General features: G+C 69.6%; 24 protein-coding genes. 11 read left to right on the top strand and 13 right to left on the bottom strand.

Features of this window, described 5'->3' with window-relative positions:
- The first annotated feature begins 100 nt into the window (after positions 1-100).
- The 3 genes from AB3K92_RS05160 to AB3K92_RS05150 all read left to right on the top strand — a co-directional run bounded on the left by AB3K92_RS05160 (position 101) and on the right by AB3K92_RS05150 (position 1,528).
- A complete protein-coding gene (locus AB3K92_RS05160) occupies positions 101-571 on the top strand; it encodes a universal stress protein (RefSeq protein WP_059585664.1) in 471 nt (156 codons plus the stop codon).
- A 66-nt stretch (positions 572-637) separates the two neighbouring features.
- Complete coding sequence (locus AB3K92_RS05155; RefSeq protein ID WP_042974952.1) at positions 638-913, top strand: DUF1488 domain-containing protein; 276 nt, start codon at positions 638-640, stop codon at positions 911-913.
- A gap of 180 nt (positions 914-1,093) precedes the next feature.
- Complete coding sequence (locus tag AB3K92_RS05150) at positions 1,094-1,528, top strand: Hsp20/alpha crystallin family protein (protein WP_369464571.1); 435 nt, start codon at positions 1,094-1,096, stop codon at positions 1,526-1,528.
- A 104-nt stretch (positions 1,529-1,632) separates the two neighbouring features.
- On the opposite strand, the gene AB3K92_RS05145 is transcribed toward AB3K92_RS05150, so the two are convergent.
- A complete protein-coding gene (locus AB3K92_RS05145; protein WP_369464570.1) occupies positions 1,633-2,298 on the bottom strand; it encodes a nitroreductase family protein in 666 nt (221 codons plus the stop codon).
- 230 nt (positions 2,299-2,528) lie between these two features.
- Here AB3K92_RS05145 and AB3K92_RS05140 point away from each other — a divergent pair, with 230 nt between their 5' ends.
- Complete coding sequence (locus tag AB3K92_RS05140) at positions 2,529-3,179, top strand: BON domain-containing protein (RefSeq protein WP_042974973.1); 651 nt, start codon at positions 2,529-2,531, stop codon at positions 3,177-3,179.
- A gap of 55 nt (positions 3,180-3,234) precedes the next feature.
- Positions 3,235-3,474 carry a hypothetical protein gene (locus AB3K92_RS05135; protein ID WP_021159369.1) on the top strand — a complete coding sequence of 80 codons (240 nt, stop codon included), beginning with the start codon at positions 3,235-3,237 and terminating at the stop codon, positions 3,472-3,474.
- A gap of 92 nt (positions 3,475-3,566) precedes the next feature.
- Here AB3K92_RS05135 and AB3K92_RS05130 read toward each other — a convergent pair whose 3' ends face one another.
- The 5 genes from AB3K92_RS05130 to AB3K92_RS05110 form a co-directional block, all read right to left on the bottom strand.
- A complete protein-coding gene (locus AB3K92_RS05130) occupies positions 3,567-5,333 on the bottom strand; it encodes a SulP family inorganic anion transporter (protein ID WP_369464569.1) in 1,767 nt (588 codons plus the stop codon).
- A 177-nt stretch (positions 5,334-5,510) separates the two neighbouring features.
- Entirely contained in the window at positions 5,511-5,735 is a 225-nt protein-coding gene (locus AB3K92_RS05125) for a hypothetical protein (RefSeq protein WP_021159371.1), read from the bottom strand.
- A gap of 139 nt (positions 5,736-5,874) precedes the next feature.
- Positions 5,875-6,906: a TIGR00730 family Rossman fold protein gene (locus AB3K92_RS05120; RefSeq protein WP_369464568.1), complete on the bottom strand. Its 1,032-nt coding sequence runs from the start codon at positions 6,904-6,906 to the stop codon at positions 5,875-5,877.
- A gap of 22 nt (positions 6,907-6,928) precedes the next feature.
- Positions 6,929-7,264, bottom strand: a complete 336-nt coding sequence (locus AB3K92_RS05115; RefSeq protein WP_059709084.1) for a c-type cytochrome — start codon at positions 7,262-7,264, stop codon at positions 6,929-6,931.
- Positions 7,265-7,314: 50 nt separating this feature from the next.
- Complete coding sequence (locus AB3K92_RS05110) at positions 7,315-8,316, bottom strand: nitroreductase family protein (RefSeq protein ID WP_124625833.1); 1,002 nt, start codon at positions 8,314-8,316, stop codon at positions 7,315-7,317.
- A gap of 174 nt (positions 8,317-8,490) precedes the next feature.
- Here AB3K92_RS05110 and AB3K92_RS05105 point away from each other — a divergent pair, with 174 nt between their 5' ends.
- A complete protein-coding gene (locus AB3K92_RS05105; RefSeq protein WP_369464567.1) occupies positions 8,491-9,480 on the top strand; it encodes a zinc-dependent alcohol dehydrogenase family protein in 990 nt (329 codons plus the stop codon).
- 31 nt (positions 9,481-9,511) lie between these two features.
- Here AB3K92_RS05105 and fnr read toward each other — a convergent pair whose 3' ends face one another.
- The 3 genes from fnr to AB3K92_RS05090 all read right to left on the bottom strand — a co-directional run bounded on the left by fnr (position 9,512) and on the right by AB3K92_RS05090 (position 13,323).
- Positions 9,512-10,312 (bottom strand): fumarate/nitrate reduction transcriptional regulator Fnr, encoded by an 801-nt coding sequence (fnr, locus tag AB3K92_RS05100; protein WP_059555020.1) that lies wholly within the window; start codon positions 10,310-10,312, stop codon positions 9,512-9,514.
- 372 nt (positions 10,313-10,684) lie between these two features.
- Positions 10,685-11,332: a response regulator transcription factor gene (locus AB3K92_RS05095; RefSeq protein ID WP_021159376.1), complete on the bottom strand. Its 648-nt coding sequence runs from the start codon at positions 11,330-11,332 to the stop codon at positions 10,685-10,687.
- On the bottom strand, positions 11,329-13,323 hold the full coding sequence (locus AB3K92_RS05090) for a PAS domain S-box protein (RefSeq protein WP_369464566.1): 1,995 nt from the start codon (positions 13,321-13,323) through the stop codon (positions 11,329-11,331). The genes AB3K92_RS05095 and AB3K92_RS05090 overlap by 4 nt, the downstream gene beginning before the upstream one ends.
- Before the next feature lie 248 nt (positions 13,324-13,571).
- Between AB3K92_RS05090 and AB3K92_RS05085 the strand changes: the two genes are divergently transcribed.
- Complete coding sequence (locus tag AB3K92_RS05085) at positions 13,572-14,042, top strand: universal stress protein (RefSeq protein WP_021159378.1); 471 nt, start codon at positions 13,572-13,574, stop codon at positions 14,040-14,042.
- Between the two features lie 43 nt (positions 14,043-14,085).
- Here AB3K92_RS05085 and AB3K92_RS05080 read toward each other — a convergent pair whose 3' ends face one another.
- From AB3K92_RS05080 to AB3K92_RS05065, 4 genes are all read right to left on the bottom strand, one after another.
- On the bottom strand, positions 14,086-14,919 hold the full coding sequence (locus tag AB3K92_RS05080) for a universal stress protein (protein ID WP_059676159.1): 834 nt from the start codon (positions 14,917-14,919) through the stop codon (positions 14,086-14,088).
- The gene (locus tag AB3K92_RS05075; protein WP_369464565.1) at positions 14,916-15,419 is read right to left on the bottom strand and encodes a universal stress protein; all 504 of its coding nucleotides are present in this window, start codon (positions 15,417-15,419) and stop codon (positions 14,916-14,918) included. Before AB3K92_RS05075 ends, AB3K92_RS05080 begins: the two co-directional genes overlap by 4 nt.
- A 69-nt stretch (positions 15,420-15,488) precedes the next feature.
- Positions 15,489-16,688, bottom strand: a complete 1,200-nt coding sequence (locus tag AB3K92_RS05070; RefSeq protein ID WP_369464564.1) for an acetate/propionate family kinase — start codon at positions 16,686-16,688, stop codon at positions 15,489-15,491.
- A gap of 8 nt (positions 16,689-16,696) precedes the next feature.
- Positions 16,697-17,536, bottom strand: a complete 840-nt coding sequence (locus AB3K92_RS05065; protein WP_021159382.1) for a universal stress protein — start codon at positions 17,534-17,536, stop codon at positions 16,697-16,699.
- Positions 17,537-17,725: 189 nt separating this feature from the next.
- On the opposite strand from AB3K92_RS05065, the gene AB3K92_RS05060 reads away from it, so the two are divergent.
- From AB3K92_RS05060 to AB3K92_RS05045, 4 genes are read left to right on the top strand one after another with little or no spacing between them, the layout of a single operon-like run.
- Positions 17,726-18,265 (top strand): hypothetical protein, encoded by a 540-nt coding sequence (locus tag AB3K92_RS05060; RefSeq protein WP_021159383.1) that lies wholly within the window; start codon positions 17,726-17,728, stop codon positions 18,263-18,265.
- Positions 18,255-19,001 carry a beta-ketoacyl-ACP reductase gene (locus AB3K92_RS05055; RefSeq protein WP_042974958.1) on the top strand — a complete coding sequence of 249 codons (747 nt, stop codon included), beginning with the start codon at positions 18,255-18,257 and terminating at the stop codon, positions 18,999-19,001. Before AB3K92_RS05060 ends, AB3K92_RS05055 begins: the two co-directional genes overlap by 11 nt.
- Positions 18,998-20,818, top strand: a complete 1,821-nt coding sequence (locus AB3K92_RS05050) for a PHA/PHB synthase family protein (RefSeq protein WP_369464563.1) — start codon at positions 18,998-19,000, stop codon at positions 20,816-20,818. Before AB3K92_RS05055 ends, AB3K92_RS05050 begins: the two co-directional genes overlap by 4 nt.
- On the top strand, positions 20,815-21,807 hold the full coding sequence (locus AB3K92_RS05045) for a bifunctional enoyl-CoA hydratase/phosphate acetyltransferase (RefSeq protein WP_369464562.1): 993 nt from the start codon (positions 20,815-20,817) through the stop codon (positions 21,805-21,807). Before AB3K92_RS05050 ends, AB3K92_RS05045 begins: the two co-directional genes overlap by 4 nt.
- Positions 21,808-21,820 lie beyond the last annotated feature (13 nt).

The following is a 21,820-nucleotide window of genomic DNA, read 5'->3' as shown; positions in this document are numbered from 1 at the left end:
TCCGAACCGTTGACCTCCGTCAACGCCCGCGCCCGGCGAACGCCGATGATGACACCCATCCGCACGCCGCCGGCGCGTCGGTTCATCCAGCGAGGTCGGTATGTACACGAACATCATGGTCGCCGTGGACGGCAGTCCTTCATCGAAACTGGCGCTCGACGAAGGTCTGAAGGTGGCGCGATCGTACGGCGCGCGCCTGTTCGCCGTTTTCGTCGTCGACCGCTCGCTTCTGGTGACGTACGCCGGACGAATGGATCCGGACGCGCTGCTCGACGAGGTTCGGCGCGATGGCGCGGCGGTGCTGCGCAGCGCGGAACGGGCGATCTCGCACGCGGCGGTCAACGGCGACACGGAAATCGTCGAGACCGAGCCCGGCCAGAATGTCGCCGAACGGCTGCAACGGTACGTCGTCGAGCGTTCGATCGATCTGGCCGTGATCGGTACGCACGGCCGCCGCGGCGTCCGGCGGTTGTTTCTCGGCAGCGTCGCGGAGCGTTTCCTGCGCGGATCGAGTTGCCCGGTCCTGCTCGTACGCGCCGGCGATGCCGCCCCGGCCGCGGCGGCAGCCTAGCGTCGTCGCACGCGGCGCACCGCCAACCTCGCGCCCACCCATGCGCAACCTGCACAGGTGACCATCATGCAGATCTCCTTTCCTTGCGAACATCCGACGTATTGCGGCCAGGATCCCGCGCTGGCGTTTCCCGCGCTGGTCGAAGGCCGCCGTGTGCACTGCGCGATCACCGCGGAGGCACTGGAGGATCACTTCCGCGCGGCGTCGCCGCGCGAACAGGATCTCGTGGAGGCATTTTCCCGTCATCGACCCGCGATCGAGCGCGCCGCGCGCTGCCTGCTCGAGGAGATGGGCGGCCGGCCGATCCTGCTTCACAGCGGCTATTTCCGGTTCTGCACCTGAGCGTCCGCTCCCGTTGACGCGTGTCAAGCCCATGCCGATGCGGGCAGTTACGCTGGAATCCTGATGATCGTTCGTCCGTTGCCCGGCACACGGTGCCGCGCCAATCCGATCTTCGTCATGGTTTCGCGCGGGCGGGACGAAAGCGCGGGCCGCATGTCAATCGTTCGAGGAGTACGAACCATGAGCAATGTCACACGGTACGATCCGTTTTCGATCGAACCCGTCGCCGACCTGTTTCAGGGCCTGTTCAGGCCGCTGCGCGGGATGACGCTGGCGGACGAGCCCGATCTTGCATCGATGAAGATCGACGTGACGGAAAGCGACGATGCGTACAAGGTCAACGCGGAGCTGCCGGGCGTCGCCAAGGACGACATCGACGTCCAGGTGACGGGCAATACCGTATCGATCAACGCGAAAATCCAGCGCAACAGCGAGCAGAAGGAAGGCGTGCGCGTGATCCGGCGCGAGCGTTATAGCGGCGCGGTCAGCCGCTCGTTCTCGCTGTCGGGTGAAATCGACGACGCGAAGGCAACGGCGACGTATCAGGACGGCGTGCTGTCGCTGACGCTGCCGAAGAAGGCGCCGGTCGCGCAGAAAAAGCTGACGATCGGCTGATCGGGCGGCAGGTCGCGGGTGACGCCGGCATGCGTTGCCCGACAGGAGGGAACGGCGCGCGGAGCGATCCGCGCGCCGTTTCGTCGAAGCGGGCGCCGCGGCGCTCACGCATTCGATGCCGCGCCGCCTGCGCGGTAGCCAACCGTCTGCGCGAGGATCGGCAGCTCGTCCTCGTTCAGCCGCAGCGCGTCGGCCAGCACGCGATGGTTGATCCAGCCGCGCACGACCGTGCCGAGGCCGGCGGCCGCGCAGTAGAGCGACACGTTCTGCGCGATGGCGCCGGCCGCGATCGCCGAGAACACGTCGCGCTGCTGCGGCGGCATGTCGAGGATCGCGGCGGTCCGCACGACGTAGACGAGATCCAGCGGCGCGTGCCCGACGAAGTCCTGGTAACCCGTCAGGTTGCGGGCGTCCACGGCATGCTTCAGCACGAGCCGATGCGCGGGCGCGTCGTAGCGATAGACGCCGTATGGCAGCGCGACGTACACGTCGATTTCGTTGAACGCATGCGCGGACGGCGCCGTGCGGCCGCCGGCCGCCGGCCGGTTGACGCCGTCCGCGGCCCACAGCATCGCGCCGAGCGTCGCGGGCGGCAGCGGCGTGGCGGCGAATTCGCGGGAACTCATTCTTGCCGCGAGTGCGGTCATCAATGGCGGGCCGCCGTCGAGGTCCGGGTGCGGCAGGTCGATGAGGGGCGGGGATTCGCCCTGCGGCGATACCGGCCCTGCCGGTGGTGTCGGCGAATAGGCCAACAGTTGCTGTTCCGTCATGTGAGTCTCCTTGGAGCATCGCCGTGCGTGCCCGGGACGTCGCGCATCGGTGATCTCACGATAAGGCGGCCGGGCCGCGCCGGCTTGACCTCCGTCAAGCGGTGCACCGGCAGGCCGCGAAGCGCGTCGAGCGGCGTCCGTTGACCTGCATCAGCGATCCCCGGCCGTGCATGTGCAAATCTGGACGTATGCGGCGAACAGGCACGCCGCGGCTCACAGGAGTGCAGGCGATGAAAACCGACAAGGAACTGAAGCAGGACGTCCAGGACGAACTCGAGTCCGACCCGGCGATCGACGCGACACGTATCGGTGTCGAGGTCGTCAACCGGATCGTGACGCTCTCGGGTCACCCGCCGAGCTATGCGGAGAAACTCGCGATCGAGCGGGCGGCGAACCGCGTGGCCGGCGTCAAGGCGCTCGTCGTCGACATGACCGTGCATCTGCCGGACGACGACGTCCGCACCGACGAGGACATCGCGAATGCCGTGCGCTCGGTTCTGCACTGGACGGTCGGTCTGCACGACGACACGGTCAAGGTGCAGGTCGAACACGGCTGGATCACGCTGTCCGGCAGGGTCGACTGGGCGTACCAGAGCCATATGGCCGTGCGGGCGATCTCGCAGATGCGCAGCGTGACCGGCGTGACCGACCACATCGCGGTGCAGGGGGCGGTCGGGGCGGCCGACATCGGCGGCAGCATCAAGCGCGCGATCATGCGCCACGCGGAGCGCGAGGCGAAGCACATCGCGATCGAGGTGCGCGACGGCACCGTGCGGCTGTCCGGCAAGGTCGGTTCGTTCTCCGAGCGCAAGGCCGTGCGCGGTGCCGCGTGGTCGGCGCGCGGCGTGCGTGCGGTGGTCGACGACCTGGTCGTCGAGTAAGCGCGGTACCGGGCAACCGGATGGACAGTCCGCGCAGTTGAAGGAGGGAAGCCGGATGACACTGTCAGGCGAGGTACACGACGCGGACTGGTCGGTGACGATCCAGACGATTGCCGCCGAAACGGGCGGCTATCGTTGCAGGATCCACGTGACGTTCGCGTCGCCGGATGGCGCATGCGAGCGCACGTTCGCGCACAGCCGGACCCACGATACCGAGCGCGAAGCCGCGATCGACGGGCTGCGCGCCGGGATGACCTGGGTCGAGATGAGGAAATCGAACACGTTCACGGTCTGACGCCACGGCGCACGTGAACGTGTCTCCCGTGCGTCGACATTTCATTCGTCATCCGATGCAACGAGCGTCGAATCGCACGGGTATCGGTGTGCCTATCCGTCGGCCCGGTCACGGCCGGCAGGCGGCGGCGCGGGGCGCGCAGCCGGTTCGCCGTCGCGCGGATGCTCGCGTTGCCGCCGGACATGATGCGCGACGGCGTCGGTCACGGTCGGAAAGAAGCTGGCGGGACCGAACGCGTCGAACAACCCGTAGGCGCGCAGGCGATCCTTCACCGGCCCCTTCATTTCGGCGAAATCCAGTGCGATGGTCTGCGCGCGGAGTTCCTCGCAAAGCGCCACGAGCCGGTCGGCGGCACTGACGTCGATATCCGTGACGGGCTCGGCCGCGATGACGATGCGCGTGACCGGAGACGCAGACGACACGATGGCCGCGTGCAGATGCTCGCAGAAGATCTCGACGTTCGCGTAGAAGAGCGGCGCATCCCAGCGGAACAGCAGGAGCCCCGGCGTCTGGACGGCGTCCGGATGACGCGCGATGTCGTGATAACCGCGCACGCCGGCCAGCCGGCCCAGCACCGCATCGTACGGATGCCAGGCCCGCCACACGAACGACAGCAGCGACAGCGCGCTGGCGAGCAGGATGCCGGGCACGACGCCGATGCCGATCACGCCGGCAAAGCACAGCACCGCAATCAGGCATTCGCCGCGACGCATCCGGTACAGCCGGACGACGCTGCGGACGTCCGCGATGCCGAACGCCGCGTACATCACGACGGCGGCCAGCGCCGCGCGCGGGACGCCGGTCAGCAGCGTCGGCGCGGCAACGAGCAGGATCGCGATGCACGCCGCCGCGACGAGGTTCGTGACCTGGCTCTGCGCGCCCGCGGCAATCGCGACGGGCGTGCGCGATGCGCTGCTGCTGACCGCGCAGCCCTGCATCATGCCGGCCAGCAGATTGGCGGCGCCCAGTGCGACCAGTTCCTGGTTGCGATCCGGCGTTTCGCCCGAACGCGCCGACAGGGCGCGCGACAGCATGCTGATGTCGGCGAACGACACCAGCGCGACGGCGACGGCGCCTGACGCGAGCGCGCCCAGGTCGGCGACGGAGACGACCGGCAGGTGCGGCACGGGCGCGCCGGCCGGCAACGTGCCGACCGTCGCGATGCCGTGCAGCGGCCACACGTGCGCGACCACGGTCGCCGCCAGCACCGCGATCAATACGCCGGGTGCGCGCGGCATCACCCGTTTCATCAGGAAAATGGTGGCGAGCGCACCGCTGCCCAGCAGCGCGGCATCGGTGGAGAACCGGCCTTCGGCGAGCGCGTGCACGATGGGCGGCACGCTGGAGAACACGTCGCCGCGCGCCGCGGGCATGCCGAGCAGTTCCGGCAACCGGCCGATCGCGAGCGCAATCGCGATACCGTTCAGGTAGCCGTACTGGATCGGACGTGACAGCAGGTCGGTGACGAAGCCAAGGCGCAGCGTGCCGAGCAGGATGCAGATCGTGCCGGCCGCCAGCGCCAGCGCGCCGGCCAGCGCGATGGCGCGCTGCGGGTCATGGTCGGCGAGCGGCGCGATCGCGCCGGCGATCAGCGCGGCCAGCGCCGAATCGGGGCCGAGGACGAGGATCCGGCTCGGGCCGAGCAGCGCATACGCGAGCAACGCGGCGATCGACGCATGGAGGCCCGTGACGGCGGGCAGGCCGGCCGCCTGTGCATAGCTCATGCCGACGGGCACCAGCACGGCCGACAGCGCGAGGCCCGCATACAGGTCGCGCGACAGCCATGCGCGCCGGTAGTGCGTGAGCAGTGCGATGCCCGGAAACAGGTGGGCGACGTGTCCGGAAAGGTGCCGGTTCATCGCGGCTTCATCCCGGAGACGTCCGGGCGAACGGGATGGACGGCGTCGGCAAGCGCGTGGCGACCGGGATGCGCCCGGCCCGGGCAGGCGGACGGGACGGCAGGGCGAGCGTGATCATTGCATCGGACGACCGGGCCGCCGCCGTCGCACCGGATGCCGGCGGCACGGCTGCGGGCTTCAGGCGGCCTTGAGTGCCGACAGTTGCAGTGCCTGCGCGAAGCGGGCCAGCGTGGCGATCGAGCCCGTCACGCTCTCGTACCGCTCGCGCCCGATCTGTCCGTCGAGGATCACGAGCATGCCGGCGTCGCGCGCCAGGGCGACGAGCGCCTGCGTGTCGAGCGCGGCAGCGTCAGGCCGGCGGGCCTGGTCGCCCGAATCGGGAAGCGGGGTAGCGTGTGTCATGACGGCTCTCCTGATGGCCCGGAATCCGGCTGGCGCGCAGCCGCGATCCGTGGTTTCAGTATCGTTGCCGCGCACGCGCGATTCAATCGGCATGCCCCGAAGCTGCGGTAGGAATCGCGCGGAGCGCGTCGGCAGATTCCTACACGGCACGCGGTTTCGGCGGCGCGCGGCGGCGCACCGGCCGCGCCGCGCGCCGCCGTGCATACCAGCTTCCGATCGCGCGCCAGATGTCGGGGGCGGCTTCGCAGTACGTGAACAGGTCGAGATCGCTGCGATCGATCATCCCCTCGTCGGCGAGGAAGGCCAGGTCCACCGCGCGGCGCCAGTACGCCTCGCCGACGAGGATGACGGGCAGCGGCGGGATCTTGCGCGTCTGCAGCAGCGTCAGGACCTCGAACAGCTCATCGAATGTGCCGTAGCCGCCCGGGAAGAACACGGCGGCTTTCGCGCGTTCGAGCAGGTGCAGCTTGCGGATCGCGAAATAGTGGAACTGGAAACCGAGATCGGGCGTGATGTACGGATTCGGCGCCTGTTCGCGCGGCAACTCGATGTTCAGGCCGATGCTCGGCGCGCCGCGCTCGTACGCGCCGCGGTTCGCGGCCTCCATGATGCCGGGGCCGCCGCCGGTGACCACGGCGAGCCGCGCGGTGCGCGTGCAGCGGTCGGCGTGGCCGACGATGCGCCCGAATTCGCGTGCGACGCGGTAATACACGCTGTGCTCGACGAGCCGGCTCGCCGCCGCGACGGCGCGGCGCCGGCCCGCATCGTGCGGACGCTGCGCGAGCAGGCGATTGGCTTCGTCCAGCCGGGCATTCGCGACGGCGGGCGCGACGATGCGCGTACTGCCGTAGATCACGACGGCATGGCCGATGCCTTCGCTCTGCAGGCGCGCCTCGGCTTTCCAGTAGTCGAGCTGCAGCCGGATGCCGCGCATGCTCGCGCGTTGCAGGATGGCGGCGTCGTCGTCGACGGGCGTGCGCTTCGGGCGTCGGGCGGCACGCCGCGCGCGGGGCGGGCCGGGGCGCGCGCTGTCGTCGTTGCCGGCGAGCGCATCGGGCCGCGGACGTGCGGGCATGCCGCGCGTGTCCACCGGCGTCACGCCGGGCGCGGCACGGCGGCGCGCGTTGCCTCGTACCGTACGGGCGGGGATGCGTTTGATGGCGGTCGGCATGCGGTGCGGGCCGGCGGCCCGGCTACTGGCTCAGCACCCATTGCACGAGCTGGTGCGCATCGTCGGCGGACAGCGGGCCGCCGCGATCCTCGGCGGACGGCATCGGCGTGTCGCCCCAGTGCACGCGGCCGCCGACGCGCAGCTTGCGTTCCAGTTCCGCGGCGGCCGCCGGATCGCCGCGATAGCGCTGTGCGATCTCGTGGAACGACGGCCCGAGGAACCTCATGTCGGGCGTGTGGCAGAACATGCAGTGCTGCGCGTTGACGAGATCGGTCGGCTCGGGCACGGCCGTCTGCGCGGCGGCCGGGCCGGCCACCGCAGCGATCGCGCAGAGGGCGGCGAAACGCAGGAGGTTCATGTTTTTTTCCTCGTCGGGGTCGGAGAGGCGCACCTTGCCGCGCGGCGCGATCAGGAGACGACTTCGTCGAGCGGGCGGCGCGGCGAATGCGGCGTATGCGGGCCGCGCCCGACGCGCAGCAGCAACTGCGGCTCGCCGCGCAGCCCGAGCATGTGGCGCAGGTGGGCGCGCAGCCCGGCCGTCTCGATCGGCTGGTTCAGGTAGGACGCCGTATGGCCCGCGCGCGCCGCGACGAGCAGGACGCGCTCCAGCGCCTGTCCGGCGGCGAGCCACGCTTCGCGATCGTCGCGGACGGTCGACAGGCAGACGATCAGCGGCGACGCGCCGACCAGCTGGTGATGCAGCGCGGCGAGCCCGTTGCCGAGATCGAACGTCCGGACCGCCATCGTCACGACGGGCGCCGCGAAGTCCAGCAGCGTCGGCACGCCGGCCGCGAATGCCGGCATGCCGTCGACGTGCCGGCGCGGATCGATCCAGCTCGCCAGCTCGCGCCGGAAGCGCGGATCGGCGAACTGCTGCCGGTCGGCTTCGGCGACGAGCTCGGCCACCCGTGCGCGGTGCGCGATCGCGTCGACACAGGCGACCTCGACGCCTTCCGCCACGCCGGCCGCGATCAGCTCGCGCTGGAGCGTGTCCGGAACGGCCGTCGATTCGAACGGCGCGCGCGTCGTCACGCGCTCCGGAATCGCATCGAACAGCGCGCCGAGCGACGCGTCGGAGTAGCCGTCGTCGCAGACCCGAACCACTGCGAGGAGATCGGGGTCGACTTCGGACGGAAACGTGCTGATCGTATGGGCGAGCCCTGCGTGGTCGAGCGCGACACGCAGGTTGAGCAACGCGGCGCCGCAACTGATGATCAGCTCGCGATCGAACGGATCGACCACGGGCAGCGCACGGACGCGGTCCGCGCAGACCGCGATCGTGGGCCCGTCGACGATGAACCGCCACGGCTGCGAATTGTGGCTGGACGGGGCCAGCACCGCATAGGCCAGCAGCGACCTCAGAAGCGCTTCGGGATGCGCGCTTGCGGCAAGTGGGGTAACGGATATCATTCGATCATCTCCTGGTCGCCGGGCCGGCGGCGTCATGCCACTTCATCGTGTCAGCAACCGGCCGGCCGCCGTTGACCCACATCAAGCGCCCGTCACCGCGCCATGCGCGCGCGGCGCGTGGCGACTAGCCTTGGATCGTGACGCGCGCGAACACGATGGCGCGGGGAGGCGAGCATGCTTGCGATGATGTTTGACGGCACGACGCCGCATTTGCGCGAGGCGCGCGTGCCGGAACCGCTGCCGGCGCCGGGCCAGCTGCTGATCGACGTGCACGCGTGCGGTGTATGCCGAACCGATCTCCATGTCGTCGACGGCGAACTCGCACACCCGAAGCTGCCGCTGGTGCCGGGGCACGAGATCGTCGGAACGGTGCGCGTGCCCGGCGAGGGCGTGACGGGATTCTCCGTCGGCGACCGGGTGGGCGTTCCATGGCTGGGCTCGACCTGCGGGCATTGCGCGTACTGCGCGTCCGGCCGCGAAAACCTGTGCGACAGCCCGGGATTCACCGGTTACACGATCGACGGCGGTTATGCCGAGTGCGCCGTTGCCGACCATCGCTATTGCGTGCACCTGCCGCGGCGCTATTCCGATCTCGAGGCCGCGCCGCTGCTGTGCGCCGGCCTGATCGGATACCGGACCTTGCGCATGGCCGGTGATGCGCGTCGCGTCGGCATCTACGGCTTCGGCGCGGCCGCCCATCTCGTCGCGCAGGTCGCGCATTTCGAGGGGCGGAAGGTATTTGCGTTGACGAAGCCCGGCGACACCGTCGCCCAACAGCTCGCGCTGTCACTCGGTGCCGCATGGGCCGGCGGCAGCGACGAAACGCCGCCGGAACCCCTCGACGCCGCACTCGTCTTCGCGCCGGTGGGCGCACTGGTGCCGGCCGCGCTTCGCGCGGTCGACAAAGGCGGGATCGTCGTATGCGGCGGCATTCACATGAGCGATATCCCGGGCTTTCCGTACGCGTGGCTGTGGGGCGAGCGCCGCATCGTGTCGGTCGCCAACCTGACGCGTGCGGACGCGGCCGCGTTCATGCGGATCGCCGATGCGATGCCGCTGCGGGTCGAAGCGGTGCATTACGCGCTGACCGATGCAAACCGCGCGCTGGACGATCTGCGCATGGGGCGCGTGTCCGGTGCCGCCGTGCTCGGCATGCGCGGCTGATCCCGCTCGGCATGCCCGCGCCGCCATGCGCTCAGATGCGCCCGAGGCCGTCCGGATCGACGATGCGGATCTGCTTGCCTTGCGCGGCGACGAGCCCCTTGCGCTGGAACTTCGACATCATGCGGCTGACCGTTTCGAGCTTCATCCCGAGATACTCGCCGATCTCGTCGCGCGTCATCCGCAGCACGAATTCGGCGGCCGAGTAGCCGCGCGCCTTGAAGCGCGTGGACAGGTTCAGCAGGAAGGCGGCCACGCGCTGCTCGGCGGTCATCGTGCCGAGCAGCAGCATCTGCGCGGATTCGCGCACGATCTCGCCGCTCATCATCTGATACACGTGATGCTGCATCGGCCGAACGTCGCGGCACATCTGCTCGAGCTGGCCGAACGGAATGATGCAGACGGTGCTGTCCTCGAGCGCGATTGCGTCGCCGTTGTGCCGCCCGGTGTGCACGCCGTCGAGCCCGAGCGATTCGCCGACGATCTGGAAGCCGGTGATCTGCTCGTCTCCGTCGCGATGCATCACGATGGTCTTGAACGAACCGGTTCTGACCGCATAGATGCTGTTGAATGCGTCACCCGCGCGAAACAGCGTTTCGCCGCGCCTGACGTGCCGCGTCGTGCAGATCATCGCGTCGACACGCGCGAAATCGTCCGGCGAAAGATCGGGCGGCATGCACACGGTACGCAGCGCGCAGGTCGAGCAACGGGACGCGGCGCGCTTCGGCTGGTCCGCCCGTTCGACGGGATGCAGCGGGATGAACGGACGTGACGGTTGTAACGGGTGTAACGGGTGTAGCGGCAGGGTCTGCGATACATCGGCATGGCTTTGCATGATCGGCTCCAATTCCTGGGCCAGCGGCGAATCGCTGTCGGGCGGGATCGCGCTGGCCGTCGTACCGGCGGCCTTGGTGTCTGCCGCCTTCCTGATGGGGAACCACACCGGACGGGCCACGAGACCGAAACCGGTCTCGGCATTGATGCGGCCATTGCTCCGGGCGGCACGCTGGCTTGTTTTTCTTGATACGCAGTATGGATGGCGCGGCGCGCGACGGAAATCAGCCGGAATTGAAGATGCGGTAGGACACGTGGAAGCGTTGTAGGGCGTTTCCTACAAAGGGGGCGGCATCTTGCCGCGATCTTGCCGCCGAGGCGGGCGGTGGCAGCGAGATCGGCGGGGCGCAAGCGGCCGGCTGCCTGGCCGCCGTCAGAGTTCGTCCGGGTCGTCGAACAGCTTGTGGCGCATCGCATAACGCACGAGCGCCGTGTCGTTCGGCATTTGCATCTTCTCGAGAATGCGCGTCTTGTACGTGCTGACGGTCTTGACGCTGACGCAGAGCGCCTGCGCGATTTCGGAAATCGACTCGCCGGTGGTGACGCGCCGGAAGACGTCGAATTCGCGGTCGGACAGACGCTGGTGCGGCAGGAGATCGGTCGGTTCGTTCAGGCTCTGCGCAAACTGTTCGGCCATCGTCAGGCTGACATACACGCCGCCGGCCGCGATCTTGGTCAGCGCCGCGACCAGCTCGGCGCTCGCGCTCTCCTTGGTCATGTAGCCGGATGCGCCCGCGCGGAACGCGCGCACCGCATATTGCTGCTCGGCGTGCATCGTCAGCACGAGGACATGCAAGGCCGGTTTCTCGTCCCTGATCTGCTTGATGAGCTCGACGCCGTTCCGGCCGGGCATCGACAGGTCGAGCACCAGCACGTTCGCGGCCGTGCCGCGCACGAGTGCGATCGTGGATGCGCTGTCGCACGCTTCGCCCGCGACCTCGAAGCCGCTTGCGTTCTGCAGGATGTGCCGGAGGCCGTCCCTGACGAGTGCGTGGTCGTCGGCGATGAGTACCCTGATCATGACAGCACATCTCCTTGCTGGATGGCGTGAAGCGGCAACGCCACGGTGATCGTGAATCCCGTTCCCGGCCGGTTGTCGATCGTCACCGTGCCGTCGAGCATGTGCGCGCGCTCACGGATGCCGATCAGCCCGAACGACGGACGATCGCGCTCGTCGCGGGCGACCTCCGGCGCACCGTGGCCGTTGTCCGCGATGCGCAGCATGCAGTAGCCGTCTTCCACTTTCAGCGCGAGCGTCACGTGCGTCGCATCGGCATGCCGGGCGACATTGGTGAGCGCTTCCTGCACGATGCGGAACAGCGTGGTGGCGCCGGCGCCGGTGAACGCGGTATCGGCGGGGGCGATGTCCCGGTCGACCGTGATCCGGTAGCGATGCGTGAAATCGTTTGCAAGCCACTCGATCGCCGGGACGAGACCCAGGTCGTCGAGCATCACCGGCCGCAGATCGGCCGCGATGCGCCGCACCGACGCGACGGTCGAATCGATCAGGCGATGCATGCCGCCCAACTGCTCGCGCACGCCGGTATGGGGGGCGACAACGCCCGCGAGGCCCAGCTCGACGGCGGAGAGATCCATCTTGAGCGCGGTGAGTTGCTGGCCGAGGTCGTCGTGCAACTCGCGCGCGATCCGCGTTTTTTCTTCCTCACGCACGTTCTGCAGGTTGGCGGACAACTCGCGGAGTTCCTCGCGCGACTGCCTGAGCGCATTTTCCGCGCGGACGCGCTCGGTGACGTCGCGCAGCATGACCGTGTACAGCTTGCCCGTGCCGTCGCGAATCTGCGATATCGACGCCTCGATCGGGAACTCCGTGCCGTCGCCGCGCAGGCCGAACAGCACGCGTTGCTGCCCCATCTGGCGATCCGACACGCCCGTCACGCCGAATTGCTCGACGTGCCGCGCATGCGCGGCGCGAAAGCGCTCGGGGATGAAGCGGGTCAGCGGCGCGCCGATCGCCTCCATCGCGGAGACACCGAACACGCGTTCCGCGGCCGGATTGAAGATCACGATCGTCTGGCTTTCGTCGACGGTAATGATCGCTTCCATCGATGACCGGATGATGCCCATCATCCGCTCCCCGGTCGGCTGGCCGTCGCCGGCGGGCACGGCGGCGGAGATTCGCATGGAGACAACCTGCTGCACGAGCGCGGCCAGGATCAGCGACAGCGCGGCGCCGGCCGCCAGCACGGCCAGCGCGGGTCCGGACGTGTCCGCGCCCGGCGCACTGTAGCGCAGCGTGAGCGGCGTACCACCGAACGACAGCGAATCCGTTCGCGTGAGCATGGTGCCGGCGGCCGCGGCGTCGTTGCCGCCGAAGCCGCCGGCATGGACGAGCGCCGCCGGGATGTCGGCCGCGATTTCCACGCGTAGCCGATCCAGGATCGACGGATCGACGAGACGTGCCGGATCGAGCGCGGCATAGACGTATCCGGTCGCGCGCGCATGTTGCGGCCCCGACGGCGCCCCGTCTTCAGCGTCCGCATAAATCGGCAGATACAACATCAGCGCCGTGCGGGCACTCGTCGCGTCGGTGCTGTCCTGGGTCGCGTTCGCGGCCAGCGCGACCCTGCCGGTTTCCGCCGCGCGCTGCAGTGCCCGCCGGGTCGCCTGGTCGTCATTGGCGGTGCTCGACTCGATTCTCCCGACGCTGCGGACGGGCGACTGCAAGCCGTCCAGATCGAGACCGTCGAGGTAACGACGCCACGCGTCGCCGGATTGCGGCATGACCAGCGTCGACGCGAAGCCGCGCGCGCCGCGCAAGACGGCGGCGGCGCCGAGGAGGCTGCGCCGGAGGTCGGCCGTCGCGAGCGTCGCCGATTGCGCGAAGCGCGCCTGGGCGGCTTCCTGCGCCCGGTTCTGCAGAAGCCGGGCGGCGGCAAACGACGTGGCCAGGCCGAGCGCCAGCGTCAGCAGCGCGGCGAGGGTCGCGGATCGCGCGGGCCGGACCCTGCGCGGAGCCGGCCCGGCCTTGAAGGCGGGCACATGGACTGTCATTGCCGTTCATCCTGACGGATATCGCCGGCGGCTGGCGGGTGGCGGGCCGGACGCGGGGCACGGGAAGCGGGGCAGGCCGAAACTGCGATGTCGCCCGAAATTGTGCGCGTTTTGTCCGGGTTCGCCAATCGGGACCGATGTGTATGCCTGTTTCCGGGCGGCCTTGACCGGCGTCAACCGGACGACGCGCGTCGGGCCCAGACTGGTCTGGCATGCCGGTCAAATCGGAACGGCAACGGGGAGGCTCCATGTATGCACGGATCTTTGCGGCCCTCGACGGCAGCCGCGCTTCGCGACTCGCGCTCGACGAGGCGATCGCGCTCGCCCGCGATTCAGGCGGCCTGATCGTCGCCGTGTGCGTGGTATCGGACGCGCCGAGGGTGGCCGATTTCGACAGCGGCTATATCGGCCAGCGCGACCCGGCGGGGCTGGATGCGGACAGGGCCGCGATCGCGGTGGCGGACGCGGAGACCGCGTTTCGCCTGTGCGGCGTCCGCGGCACGGCACACACGCTCGACGCGTGCGGCGAGGACGTGTCGTCCGTTCTGGCGCGCGCCGCCGCCGAATGCGACGCGGAGCTGATCGTGATGGGCACGCACGGGCGGCGCGGCGTGCGCCGCGCGTTACTCGGCAGCGTCGCCGAATCGCTGGTGCGCACGGCCGACCGGCCGGTGCTGGTCGTGCGGGAGGGGCAGGGCGCGTGTGCCGCCGTGTTGTGACGAAAAGGGGGCGGCCGCAAGCGGCTGCCCCCTTTTCGACGGCTCAGTGAGACAGCAGCACCGGCACCGTCATCGTCTCGAGGATCGTGCGCGTGGCGCCGCCCAGCACACGTTCGTGCATGCGTGCGTGGCTGTACAAACCCATCACCAGCAGGTCCGCGTGCAGGTCGGTCACCCGGTTCAGCAGCGTCGCGCCCACGCCGACCGACCGGTCGCGCGGCGTCGTGGAGAACGACGCGCGAACGCCGTGCCGTTCGAGATACGCGGCGACGTCGACGCCAGCGGGCGTCTTGTCAGGATCGGGCTGCCCGCGCACGACCGTCTCGACGTTGACGAAGCGCGCGCGGGCGAGCAGCGGCAGCGCATCGGCCATCACGCGGGCGGCTTCGCGCCCGCCGTCCCAGCCGATCAGCACGTTCTCGCCGATCGTTCGCACGTCGCCGGCGTAGGGCACGACGATCGCCGGGCGGCCGCTGCCCATCACGACATCCTCGACGAAATGACGCGCGACGTAGGTCATGCGATCGTCGGGGTCTTCCTGGCCGAGCACCAGCAGATCGGCGTGACGCGCGTGCAGAATGGCGGCGGCGGTCGCGTCGCCGGCGGGGGCCTGCCATTCGACGCTGCGTCCCGCGCGCTCGGCGGCCGTCAGGAATTTTTCTTCGGCTTCCTTGCGACGCTGCTCGCACAGCCGCTCGTACACGGCAAGCTTCAGCGGTTCGTCGGGCCGTCGCAACGGCTCGAACAGGTCCTGGCAGACCACGTAGAGGCCGATCAGATGCGCGTTCCAGCGCGCCGCGAGTTCGAGCGCGAGGTCGACGCGCGTCGCGCAGCGCTCGCTGTCGTCGAGGTGGACGAGCAGGGTCTTGTAGCTCATGACGGCTCCTTTTCGGTTGATGCCGCGGCGGTTTCGGCGGGTTTCTCCGGCGCGCAGTTCGCCGGAATCATCAGGACGGGGCAGGTGGCCAGGCGCAGCACGCGCTCGGCCACGCTGCCAAGGAAGAGGCGCTGAAAGCCGCGCCGGCCGTGCGTGCCCATCACGATCAGGTCGGCCCCGGTTTCGTCGGCAAGACGGACGATCCGGCGCGGAATGTCTTCGCCCGCGGGCTCGACGTTGGAGATCTGCGGCGTGCCGGCCACGTCGCGCGCTTTCAGGCGTCGCGCCGCGTCCTCGGTGACGCGCAGCCCTTCTTCACGGAAGGCGTCGACGAGGATCGAAGGATCGTATCCGTACATGTCGTAGGCCGGCACCAGGAAATCGACGACGTAGACGGGGGTCAGCCGCGCACCCGTTTCCGCCGCGAGCGTCAGCGCAGCGTCGAGTGCGCGGGACGACGTGTCGCTGCCGTCGAGCGCAACCAGAATGTTCGAGTACATGGCATTTCCCTTGAACGGATGTGGATGAGGTCATCATCGGCGCGTGCGCGCCGACGGCGCTGATCTGGATCAAGCGGCGCGGTTGCCGCGCAGCACGCGCACCGCGGCGCGTGCCGCGATCCACGCTTCGTTGGTGGGCTCGACGACCACCGTGACCGCGCTCGACGCGGACGACACGACCTGCGCATGGCCGGCATTCGCGCACACGTCGAGGTCGATGCCGAGCCAGCCGAGCGCTGCGCAGATCCGCTCGCGCAACACGGCCGAGTGCTCGCCGATGCCGGCCGTGAAGACCAGCATGTCGAGGCCGCCGAGCAGCGCGGTCAGCGCACCGGCCTCGCGCACGATGCGATGGACGTACAGCGCCAGCGCATCGGCGGCCGGTGCATCGCCGGCGGCTGCGCGTGCCAGCAGCACGCGCGGGTCGCCCGACGCGCCCGAGACGCCCTTGAGCCCCGACTCGTGATACAGCAGGCGGCCCAGCGCGTTGCCCGACAGCTTGCCGACTTCGAGCAGGAGCAGGACGACACCGGGATCGAGCGCCCCGCAGCGCGTGCTCATCATCAGCCCGTCGAGTGCCGAGAAGCCCATCGTCGTCGCGACACTGCGGCAGTCGCGCATCGCGCACAGGCTGGCACCGCTGCCGAGATGGGCGGCGATCACGCGGCCGTGCGCACGTGCGCCGAACCGCTCGTCGAGCGCGACGGCCAGGTATTCGTACGACAGGCCGTGGAACCCGTAGCGCCGTACACCCTCGTCGAACCACGCGTGCGGCAGCGGGAGCAACTGCTCGGTGCGCGGCAGCGTGCGGTGAAATGCCGTGTCGAACACGGCGACATGCGGGACGCCCGGAAGCGCGCCGCGCAGCACGTCGATCGCATCGAGGCCGTGTGGCTGATGCAACGGGGCGAGCGGCGTCAGCGTGCGTAGCGCGCCGAGCACCGCGTCGTCGACGACCACCGGCTCCATGAAGCGTGCGCCGCCGTGCACGACGCGATGGGCGATGGCGCCCACCGTGATGTGCGGCAACTGTCCACGGATCCACGTCGCGATCCGCGCGAGCACGTCGCGGCTGGGGTCGCTCGCACCGAGCGGCCATGCAACGGCCGGTTCGGCGTCGAAGCGGATCGACACGCCGTTGCCGGTCTCGACCGCTTCGCCCTCGTGCAGCGGCCGCCGCGCGGGATCGTCGTGCGGCGGATACGCAAAGAGCGCGAACTTCACGCTCGACGAACCGGCATTGACGACGAGGAGCGCGAGCGTGCGCATCGGCCGGCTCAGTGCGACATCAGCACCGGCAGCGTCATCGACCCCAGCACCGTGCGCGTGGCGCCGCCCATCACCAGCTCGCGCCAGCGCGAATGGCCGTAGGCCCCCATCACGAGCAGGTCGGAACCCGTTTCGTAGGCGCGTGACAGCAGCGTGTCGCCGATCGACGCGCCGGCGCCGGTACCGATGTCGAGCACGTTCACGTCGTGCGCGTGGCGTGCCAGCATCAGCGCGGCATCGGCGGCCGGAATGCGCGTGGTCGCCGCCTCCGAATCGGCGTCGACCACGGCGGCGACCGTCGTGCGCTTCGCATGCTCGAGAAACGGGAGCGCGTCGTGCGCGGCGCGGGCCGCTTCGCGGCTGCCGTCCCACGCGACGAATACCCGTTCGCCGATCGACGGAAATTCCCCGGTGTACGGCACGAACAGCACCGGGCGGCCGGCGGACAGCACCAGGTTCTCCGGAAACTGGTCGTCGACAAAGGTCTCGGGATCGTTCGGGTCGCTCTGGCCCGCGATCACGAGATCGGCGAGACGCGCGGCGCGCGGCACGGCCAGGTTCGCGCGTTCGTCCGCGTGAACCCAGGTCGCCGGCACCTTGGCGCGGGCGGTCTCCGCATGGAACAGGCGCTCCAGCGCGGCGAGCCGTTCGTCGCGCCGCTCGCGGTGCTCGCGGAAATAGTCGGCGGAACCGGCCATCACGTAGAACGAATGCGGCTCGGGCGTGTAGACCGCGAACAGCCCGGTGAGATGCGCACCGAAGCGCCGGGCGAGGCGCAACGCGAACTCGAGGCGCGAATGCGCGCGGGCGCTCGTATCGAGGTGCACGACCATGCTTTTGTAGCTCATCGGAATCGCTCCATCGACGGGTGATCCGCCAGTGCAATCCAGTCTACGAAGCAGGGTTTCCGCGCGCTTGACTCAGATCAACGGCAGCCGAGCGCCGCGGCCGCACAGTGAGGCGGTCGCCCTGCCGATGCCCGGCGGGCGGCACGAGGCGGATGCCAATCCGTTGACCGGATCGATGGAGGGATCACGATGAGCGCCCACGCTTTGACGACACCGAACGACGCCTGCCGCGCGGGATGCGATCTTGCATTGCGCATGGCCGCGCTGAACCGAGGCTGGCAGCAGGAATGGCATGCGCTCGCAGGGCGCTGCATCCAGCGGGACCACGACGCCGTGCGCGGCCTGCAGCAGGCGCTCACGGCTACGAGCGAGTGGACGGCCTTCGGTGAAGCGGCCCGGCTGGCGATGCGCGACTACACGATCGCCACCGTCGCGATCTGGCAGGACGCCACCGAGCTCTGCATGCGCGGGCAGTTCGAGAGTGCCGGCGCGTGGCGCACGTGGCTGCGCGAATACGGCACCGGCGGGCTGGCGCGCTACCAGACCGACTGGTTGCCCGACCTCGGGCGGCTGGCCGTGATCAACGAGGCCAGCATGCCGTGGCGCGACTGGATGGCGGCGTTCGAGCTCGGCATCACGGAGGCCGTCGGCGCGAGCGACGGGGAAACGACGGCTGCGCGACTGCCGGACGATCGCGTTGCCGCGCGGGAGCACGATCATGTCCGCTAGGCGCGTCGCGTTCGTCACGGGTGGAATGGGCGGCCTTGGCGCCGCGATCAGCCGTTGCCTGCACGACGCGGGCATGACGGTGGCGGTGTCGCACACCGAACACAACGACCACGTCGCGACGTGGCTCACGCAGGAACGCGACGCCGGCCGCGCGTTTCATGCATACGAGGTCGACGTTGCCGATTACGATGCGTGCCAGCACTGCGCGGCACGCGTGCTGGCCGAATTCGGGCGCGTCGACGTGCTCGTCAACAACGCCGGCATCACGCACGACGCCACCTTCGTGAAGATGACCAAGGGCATGTGGGATGCGGTGCTGCGCACCAACCTCGACAGCATGTTCAACATGACGAAGCCGTTCGTGCCCGGCATGATCGACGCGGGCTTCGGGCGGATCGTGAACATCGGGTCCGTCAACGGGGCGAGAGGTGCGTACGGGCAAACGAACTACGCGGCCGCGAAGGCCGGCATCCACGGCTTCACGAAGGCGCTCGCGCTCGAGCTCGCGCGTCACGGCGTGACGGTCAACACGGTCGCGCCAGGCTACCTGGATACGGCGATGCTCGAATCGGTGCCGAAGGAAGTGCTCGACACGAAGATCCTGCCGCAGATCCCGGTGGGGCGTCTCGGCCGCCCCGACGAGATCGCCGCGCTCGTCGGCTTCCTGTGTTCCGATGCGGGCGCATTTGCGACGGGTGCCGAATTCGATGTCAACGGCGGCATGCACATGCGATGACAGCCTCCGTCGTCCATGCACCGTTCACGCGCGAATCGATGCCGCCGCCGGATCGGGGCGGCCCGGTGTCGCGTTCCGCCGAATGCCCGGCGGGAACGACTTCGCCGGCCGACCAATGGAACCGCGCAGCGCATGCGACCGTCGCCGCGATGACCTTCGGGCTGTCGCCCGTGTCGCTGGCGCTGGCCGTGCTCGATTGGGGCGCGCATCTGGCGGTGTCGCCGGGAAAGTGCTTCGAGCTCGCGACGCAGGCGTGCACGGCCGCCGTTGCCCCGGCGGCAAACCGGCGTGAGGGCGGCGCCGACGATGCGGACATGAGCGGCCTTGCCGTGCATGCCGGCGAGGCCGATCCGCGTTTCGCCGCGCCGGCGTGGGCCGGCTGGCCGTTCAGCGTGTATCGCGACAGTTTCCTGTCGATCCAGCGCTGGTGGCGCGACGCAACGCGCGGCGTGCCGGGCGTCGAACGGCATCACGAGGAACTGGTCGGGTTCGTCGCGCGACAGTGGCTCGACGCGTGCTCGCCCGGCAACTTCCTGGCGACCAACCCGGTCGCGCTCGACGCGACGATGCGCAGCGGCGGCGCGAATCTCGCGGCAGGCTTCCGGAACTGGCTGGACGACGCGAGCGCGTTGCTCGATCGCACGAGCGGCACGCGGGCCCGCGACACGCGCACGTATCTGCCGGGACGCGACGTGGCGGTCACGCCGGGGCGCGTCGTCTGGCGCAACGCGCTGTGCGAGCTGCTGCAGTACGACCCGGCGACGCCCCGCGTCGCGCGCGAACCGATCCTGATCGTGCCGTCGTGGATCATGAAGTACTACATCCTCGATCTGCAGCCGCACAACTCGCTGATCCGCTTCCTGGTCGATGCGGGCTACACCGTATTCGCCGTGTCGTGGCGCAACCCGGGCGCGGAGGCCCGCGACGTCGGGCTCGACGATTATCTGCGCGACGGGTGCATGGCGACGCTCGATGTCGCCCGGTCGATCTGCGGCGAAGCGGTCCACGCGGTCGGCTATTGCCTGGGCGGCACGCTGCTGGCGATCGGCGCGGCGGCGCTCGCGCGCGACGGGCGGCAACACGACACACTGCGCTCCGTCACGTTGCTGGCGGCCCAGACCGATTTCAGCGAACCCGGCGAGCTCGGCCTGTTCATCGACGCGAGCGAACTGTCCGCACTCGACGCGCTGATGTGGCGGCAGGGTTACCTGGACGGCGCGCAGATGTCCGCCGCGTTCGAACTGCTGAACGCGCGCGACCTGATCTGGTCGCGGATGATGAGCGAATACCTGCTCGGCACGCGCACGAAGCCCAACGACCTGATGTCGTGGAATGCGGACACCACACGCATGCCGTATCGGATGCATTCGGAATACCTGACGCGGCTCTTTCTCGACAACGATCTCGCGGCCGGACGCTACTGCGTCGACGGGCGGCCGGTCGCGTTGTCGGATCTCGACGTGCCGACGTTCGTGGTCGGCACCGAGCGCGACCACGTGTCGCCGTGGCGTTCCGTCTACAAGCTCCACCTGCTCACGCACCACGCGCTGACCTTCGTGCTGACATCGGGCGGGCACAACGCGGGCATCGTGTCCGAACCCGGCCACGCGGGGCGCCACTATCGATGCGCGACCCGCGAACCCGGCGCGGCCTACCGCAGCCGGCACGATTTCGTGCGCGACACGCCGGCCGTCGACGGATCGTGGTGGACCTGCTGGCGCGACTGGCTGCACGCGCGCTCGTCGGGCGACGTGCCGGCCCGTACGCCGGCCGCGGGGTTGGCGGCGGCGCCCGGCACCTACGTACTCGAAACATGAGCGAAAACCCGCCGCCGGAGGGGCTCGACGACGCCTGCCTGCCCGGCTTGCTGCCACGCCCGGACGGCGCATTACCCGAACTGATCGCGCGGGCGTGCAACGCGGCGCCGCTCGTCGTCGCCGTCGTGCATCCGTGTGACGCGACCAGTATGGTTGCGCTTGCGGCGCTGCGCACGTCACCCCTGGGGGCGGCGATCGAACCGCTGATCGTCGCGCCGCGCGCCAAGGTGCAACGCGTGGCGAACGAGGCGGGCGTCGATCTTTCGACGTGGACGATCGAGGACGTGCCGCACAGCCATGCGGCGGCGGCCCGCGCGGTCGAGCTGGCGGCGGCCGGCCGTGCTGGCGCGCTGATGAAGGGCAGCCTGCACACGGACGAGCTGATGGGCGCGGTCGTCGCGGCCGGTTCGGGCCTGCGCACCGACAAGCGCATGTCCCACTGTTTCCTGATCGAGACGCCGGCGTATCCGCGCCCGTTCATCCTGACCGACGCGGCGGTGAACATCGCGCCGGATCTCGCGCAGAAAGCGGCCATCACGCAGAACGCGATCGACGTCGCACATGTGCTGGGCGTTGCCTGCCCGCGCGTGGCGGTGCTGTGCGCGGTCGAAACCGTCAATCCGGCGATGCGCTCGACGCTCGATGCGGCCGCGCTCGCGAAGATGGCCGAGCGCGGCCAGCTCACGGGTGCGATCGTCGACGGCCCGCTCGCGTTCGACAACGCGATTTCGCTGCGGGCGGCGCACGACAAGGGGATCGATTCGCCGGTAGCGGGCCGCGCCGACATCCTGGTCGTTCCCGATATCGAGGCCGGCAACCTGCTCGCGAAGCAGCTCGAATACCTCGGGGGGGCCGTCAGCGCAGGCATCGTCGTCGGCGCACGTGTCCCGATCGTGCTGACGAGCCGTGCCGACGGCATTGCCGTCCGCATCGCTTCGTGCGCACTCGCGACGGTGCTGGCGCAGGGGCGGCATCACCTGCAGTCCTGATGAATGAACCCGC

Origin of the sequence: Burkholderia sp. Bmkn7 (genome assembly GCF_041103175.1) — a bacterium.
GTDB lineage: Bacteria > Pseudomonadota > Gammaproteobacteria > Burkholderiales > Burkholderiaceae > Burkholderia > Burkholderia cepacia.
This window is presented reverse-complemented; position numbering and strand designations above follow the sequence as displayed.

Excerpts from the sequence above, each read along its gene's own strand:
- AB3K92_RS05160 (WP_059585664.1), top strand. The coding sequence starts at position 101 with ATGTACACGAACATCATGGTCGCCGTGGACGGCAGTCCTTCATCGAAA.
- AB3K92_RS05155 (WP_042974952.1), top strand. The coding sequence starts at position 638 with ATGCAGATCTCCTTTCCTTGCGAACATCCGACGTATTGCGGCCAGGAT.
- AB3K92_RS05150 (WP_369464571.1), top strand. The coding sequence starts at position 1,094 with ATGAGCAATGTCACACGGTACGATCCGTTTTCGATCGAACCCGTCGCC.
- AB3K92_RS05145 (WP_369464570.1), bottom strand. The coding sequence starts at position 2,298 with ATGACGGAACAGCAACTGTTGGCCTATTCGCCGACACCACCGGCAGGG.
- AB3K92_RS05140 (WP_042974973.1), top strand. The coding sequence starts at position 2,529 with ATGAAAACCGACAAGGAACTGAAGCAGGACGTCCAGGACGAACTCGAG.
- AB3K92_RS05135 (WP_021159369.1), top strand. The coding sequence starts at position 3,235 with ATGACACTGTCAGGCGAGGTACACGACGCGGACTGGTCGGTGACGATC.
- AB3K92_RS05130 (WP_369464569.1), bottom strand. The coding sequence starts at position 5,333 with ATGAACCGGCACCTTTCCGGACACGTCGCCCACCTGTTTCCGGGCATC.
- AB3K92_RS05125 (WP_021159371.1), bottom strand. The coding sequence starts at position 5,735 with ATGACACACGCTACCCCGCTTCCCGATTCGGGCGACCAGGCCCGCCGG.
- AB3K92_RS05120 (WP_369464568.1), bottom strand. The coding sequence starts at position 6,906 with ATGCCGACCGCCATCAAACGCATCCCCGCCCGTACGGTACGAGGCAAC.
- AB3K92_RS05115 (WP_059709084.1), bottom strand. The coding sequence starts at position 7,264 with ATGAACCTCCTGCGTTTCGCCGCCCTCTGCGCGATCGCTGCGGTGGCC.
- AB3K92_RS05110 (WP_124625833.1), bottom strand. The coding sequence starts at position 8,316 with ATGATATCCGTTACCCCACTTGCCGCAAGCGCGCATCCCGAAGCGCTT.
- AB3K92_RS05105 (WP_369464567.1), top strand. The coding sequence starts at position 8,491 with ATGCTTGCGATGATGTTTGACGGCACGACGCCGCATTTGCGCGAGGCG.
- fnr (WP_059555020.1), bottom strand. The coding sequence starts at position 10,312 with ATGCAAAGCCATGCCGATGTATCGCAGACCCTGCCGCTACACCCGTTA.
- AB3K92_RS05095 (WP_021159376.1), bottom strand. The coding sequence starts at position 11,332 with ATGATCAGGGTACTCATCGCCGACGACCACGCACTCGTCAGGGACGGC.
- AB3K92_RS05090 (WP_369464566.1), bottom strand. The coding sequence starts at position 13,323 with ATGACAGTCCATGTGCCCGCCTTCAAGGCCGGGCCGGCTCCGCGCAGG.
- AB3K92_RS05085 (WP_021159378.1), top strand. The coding sequence starts at position 13,572 with ATGTATGCACGGATCTTTGCGGCCCTCGACGGCAGCCGCGCTTCGCGA.
- AB3K92_RS05080 (WP_059676159.1), bottom strand. The coding sequence starts at position 14,919 with ATGAGCTACAAGACCCTGCTCGTCCACCTCGACGACAGCGAGCGCTGC.
- AB3K92_RS05075 (WP_369464565.1), bottom strand. The coding sequence starts at position 15,419 with ATGTACTCGAACATTCTGGTTGCGCTCGACGGCAGCGACACGTCGTCC.
- AB3K92_RS05070 (WP_369464564.1), bottom strand. The coding sequence starts at position 16,688 with ATGCGCACGCTCGCGCTCCTCGTCGTCAATGCCGGTTCGTCGAGCGTG.
- AB3K92_RS05065 (WP_021159382.1), bottom strand. The coding sequence starts at position 17,536 with ATGAGCTACAAAAGCATGGTCGTGCACCTCGATACGAGCGCCCGCGCG.
- AB3K92_RS05060 (WP_021159383.1), top strand. The coding sequence starts at position 17,726 with ATGAGCGCCCACGCTTTGACGACACCGAACGACGCCTGCCGCGCGGGA.
- AB3K92_RS05055 (WP_042974958.1), top strand. The coding sequence starts at position 18,255 with ATGTCCGCTAGGCGCGTCGCGTTCGTCACGGGTGGAATGGGCGGCCTT.
- AB3K92_RS05050 (WP_369464563.1), top strand. The coding sequence starts at position 18,998 with ATGACAGCCTCCGTCGTCCATGCACCGTTCACGCGCGAATCGATGCCG.
- AB3K92_RS05045 (WP_369464562.1), top strand. The coding sequence starts at position 20,815 with ATGAGCGAAAACCCGCCGCCGGAGGGGCTCGACGACGCCTGCCTGCCC.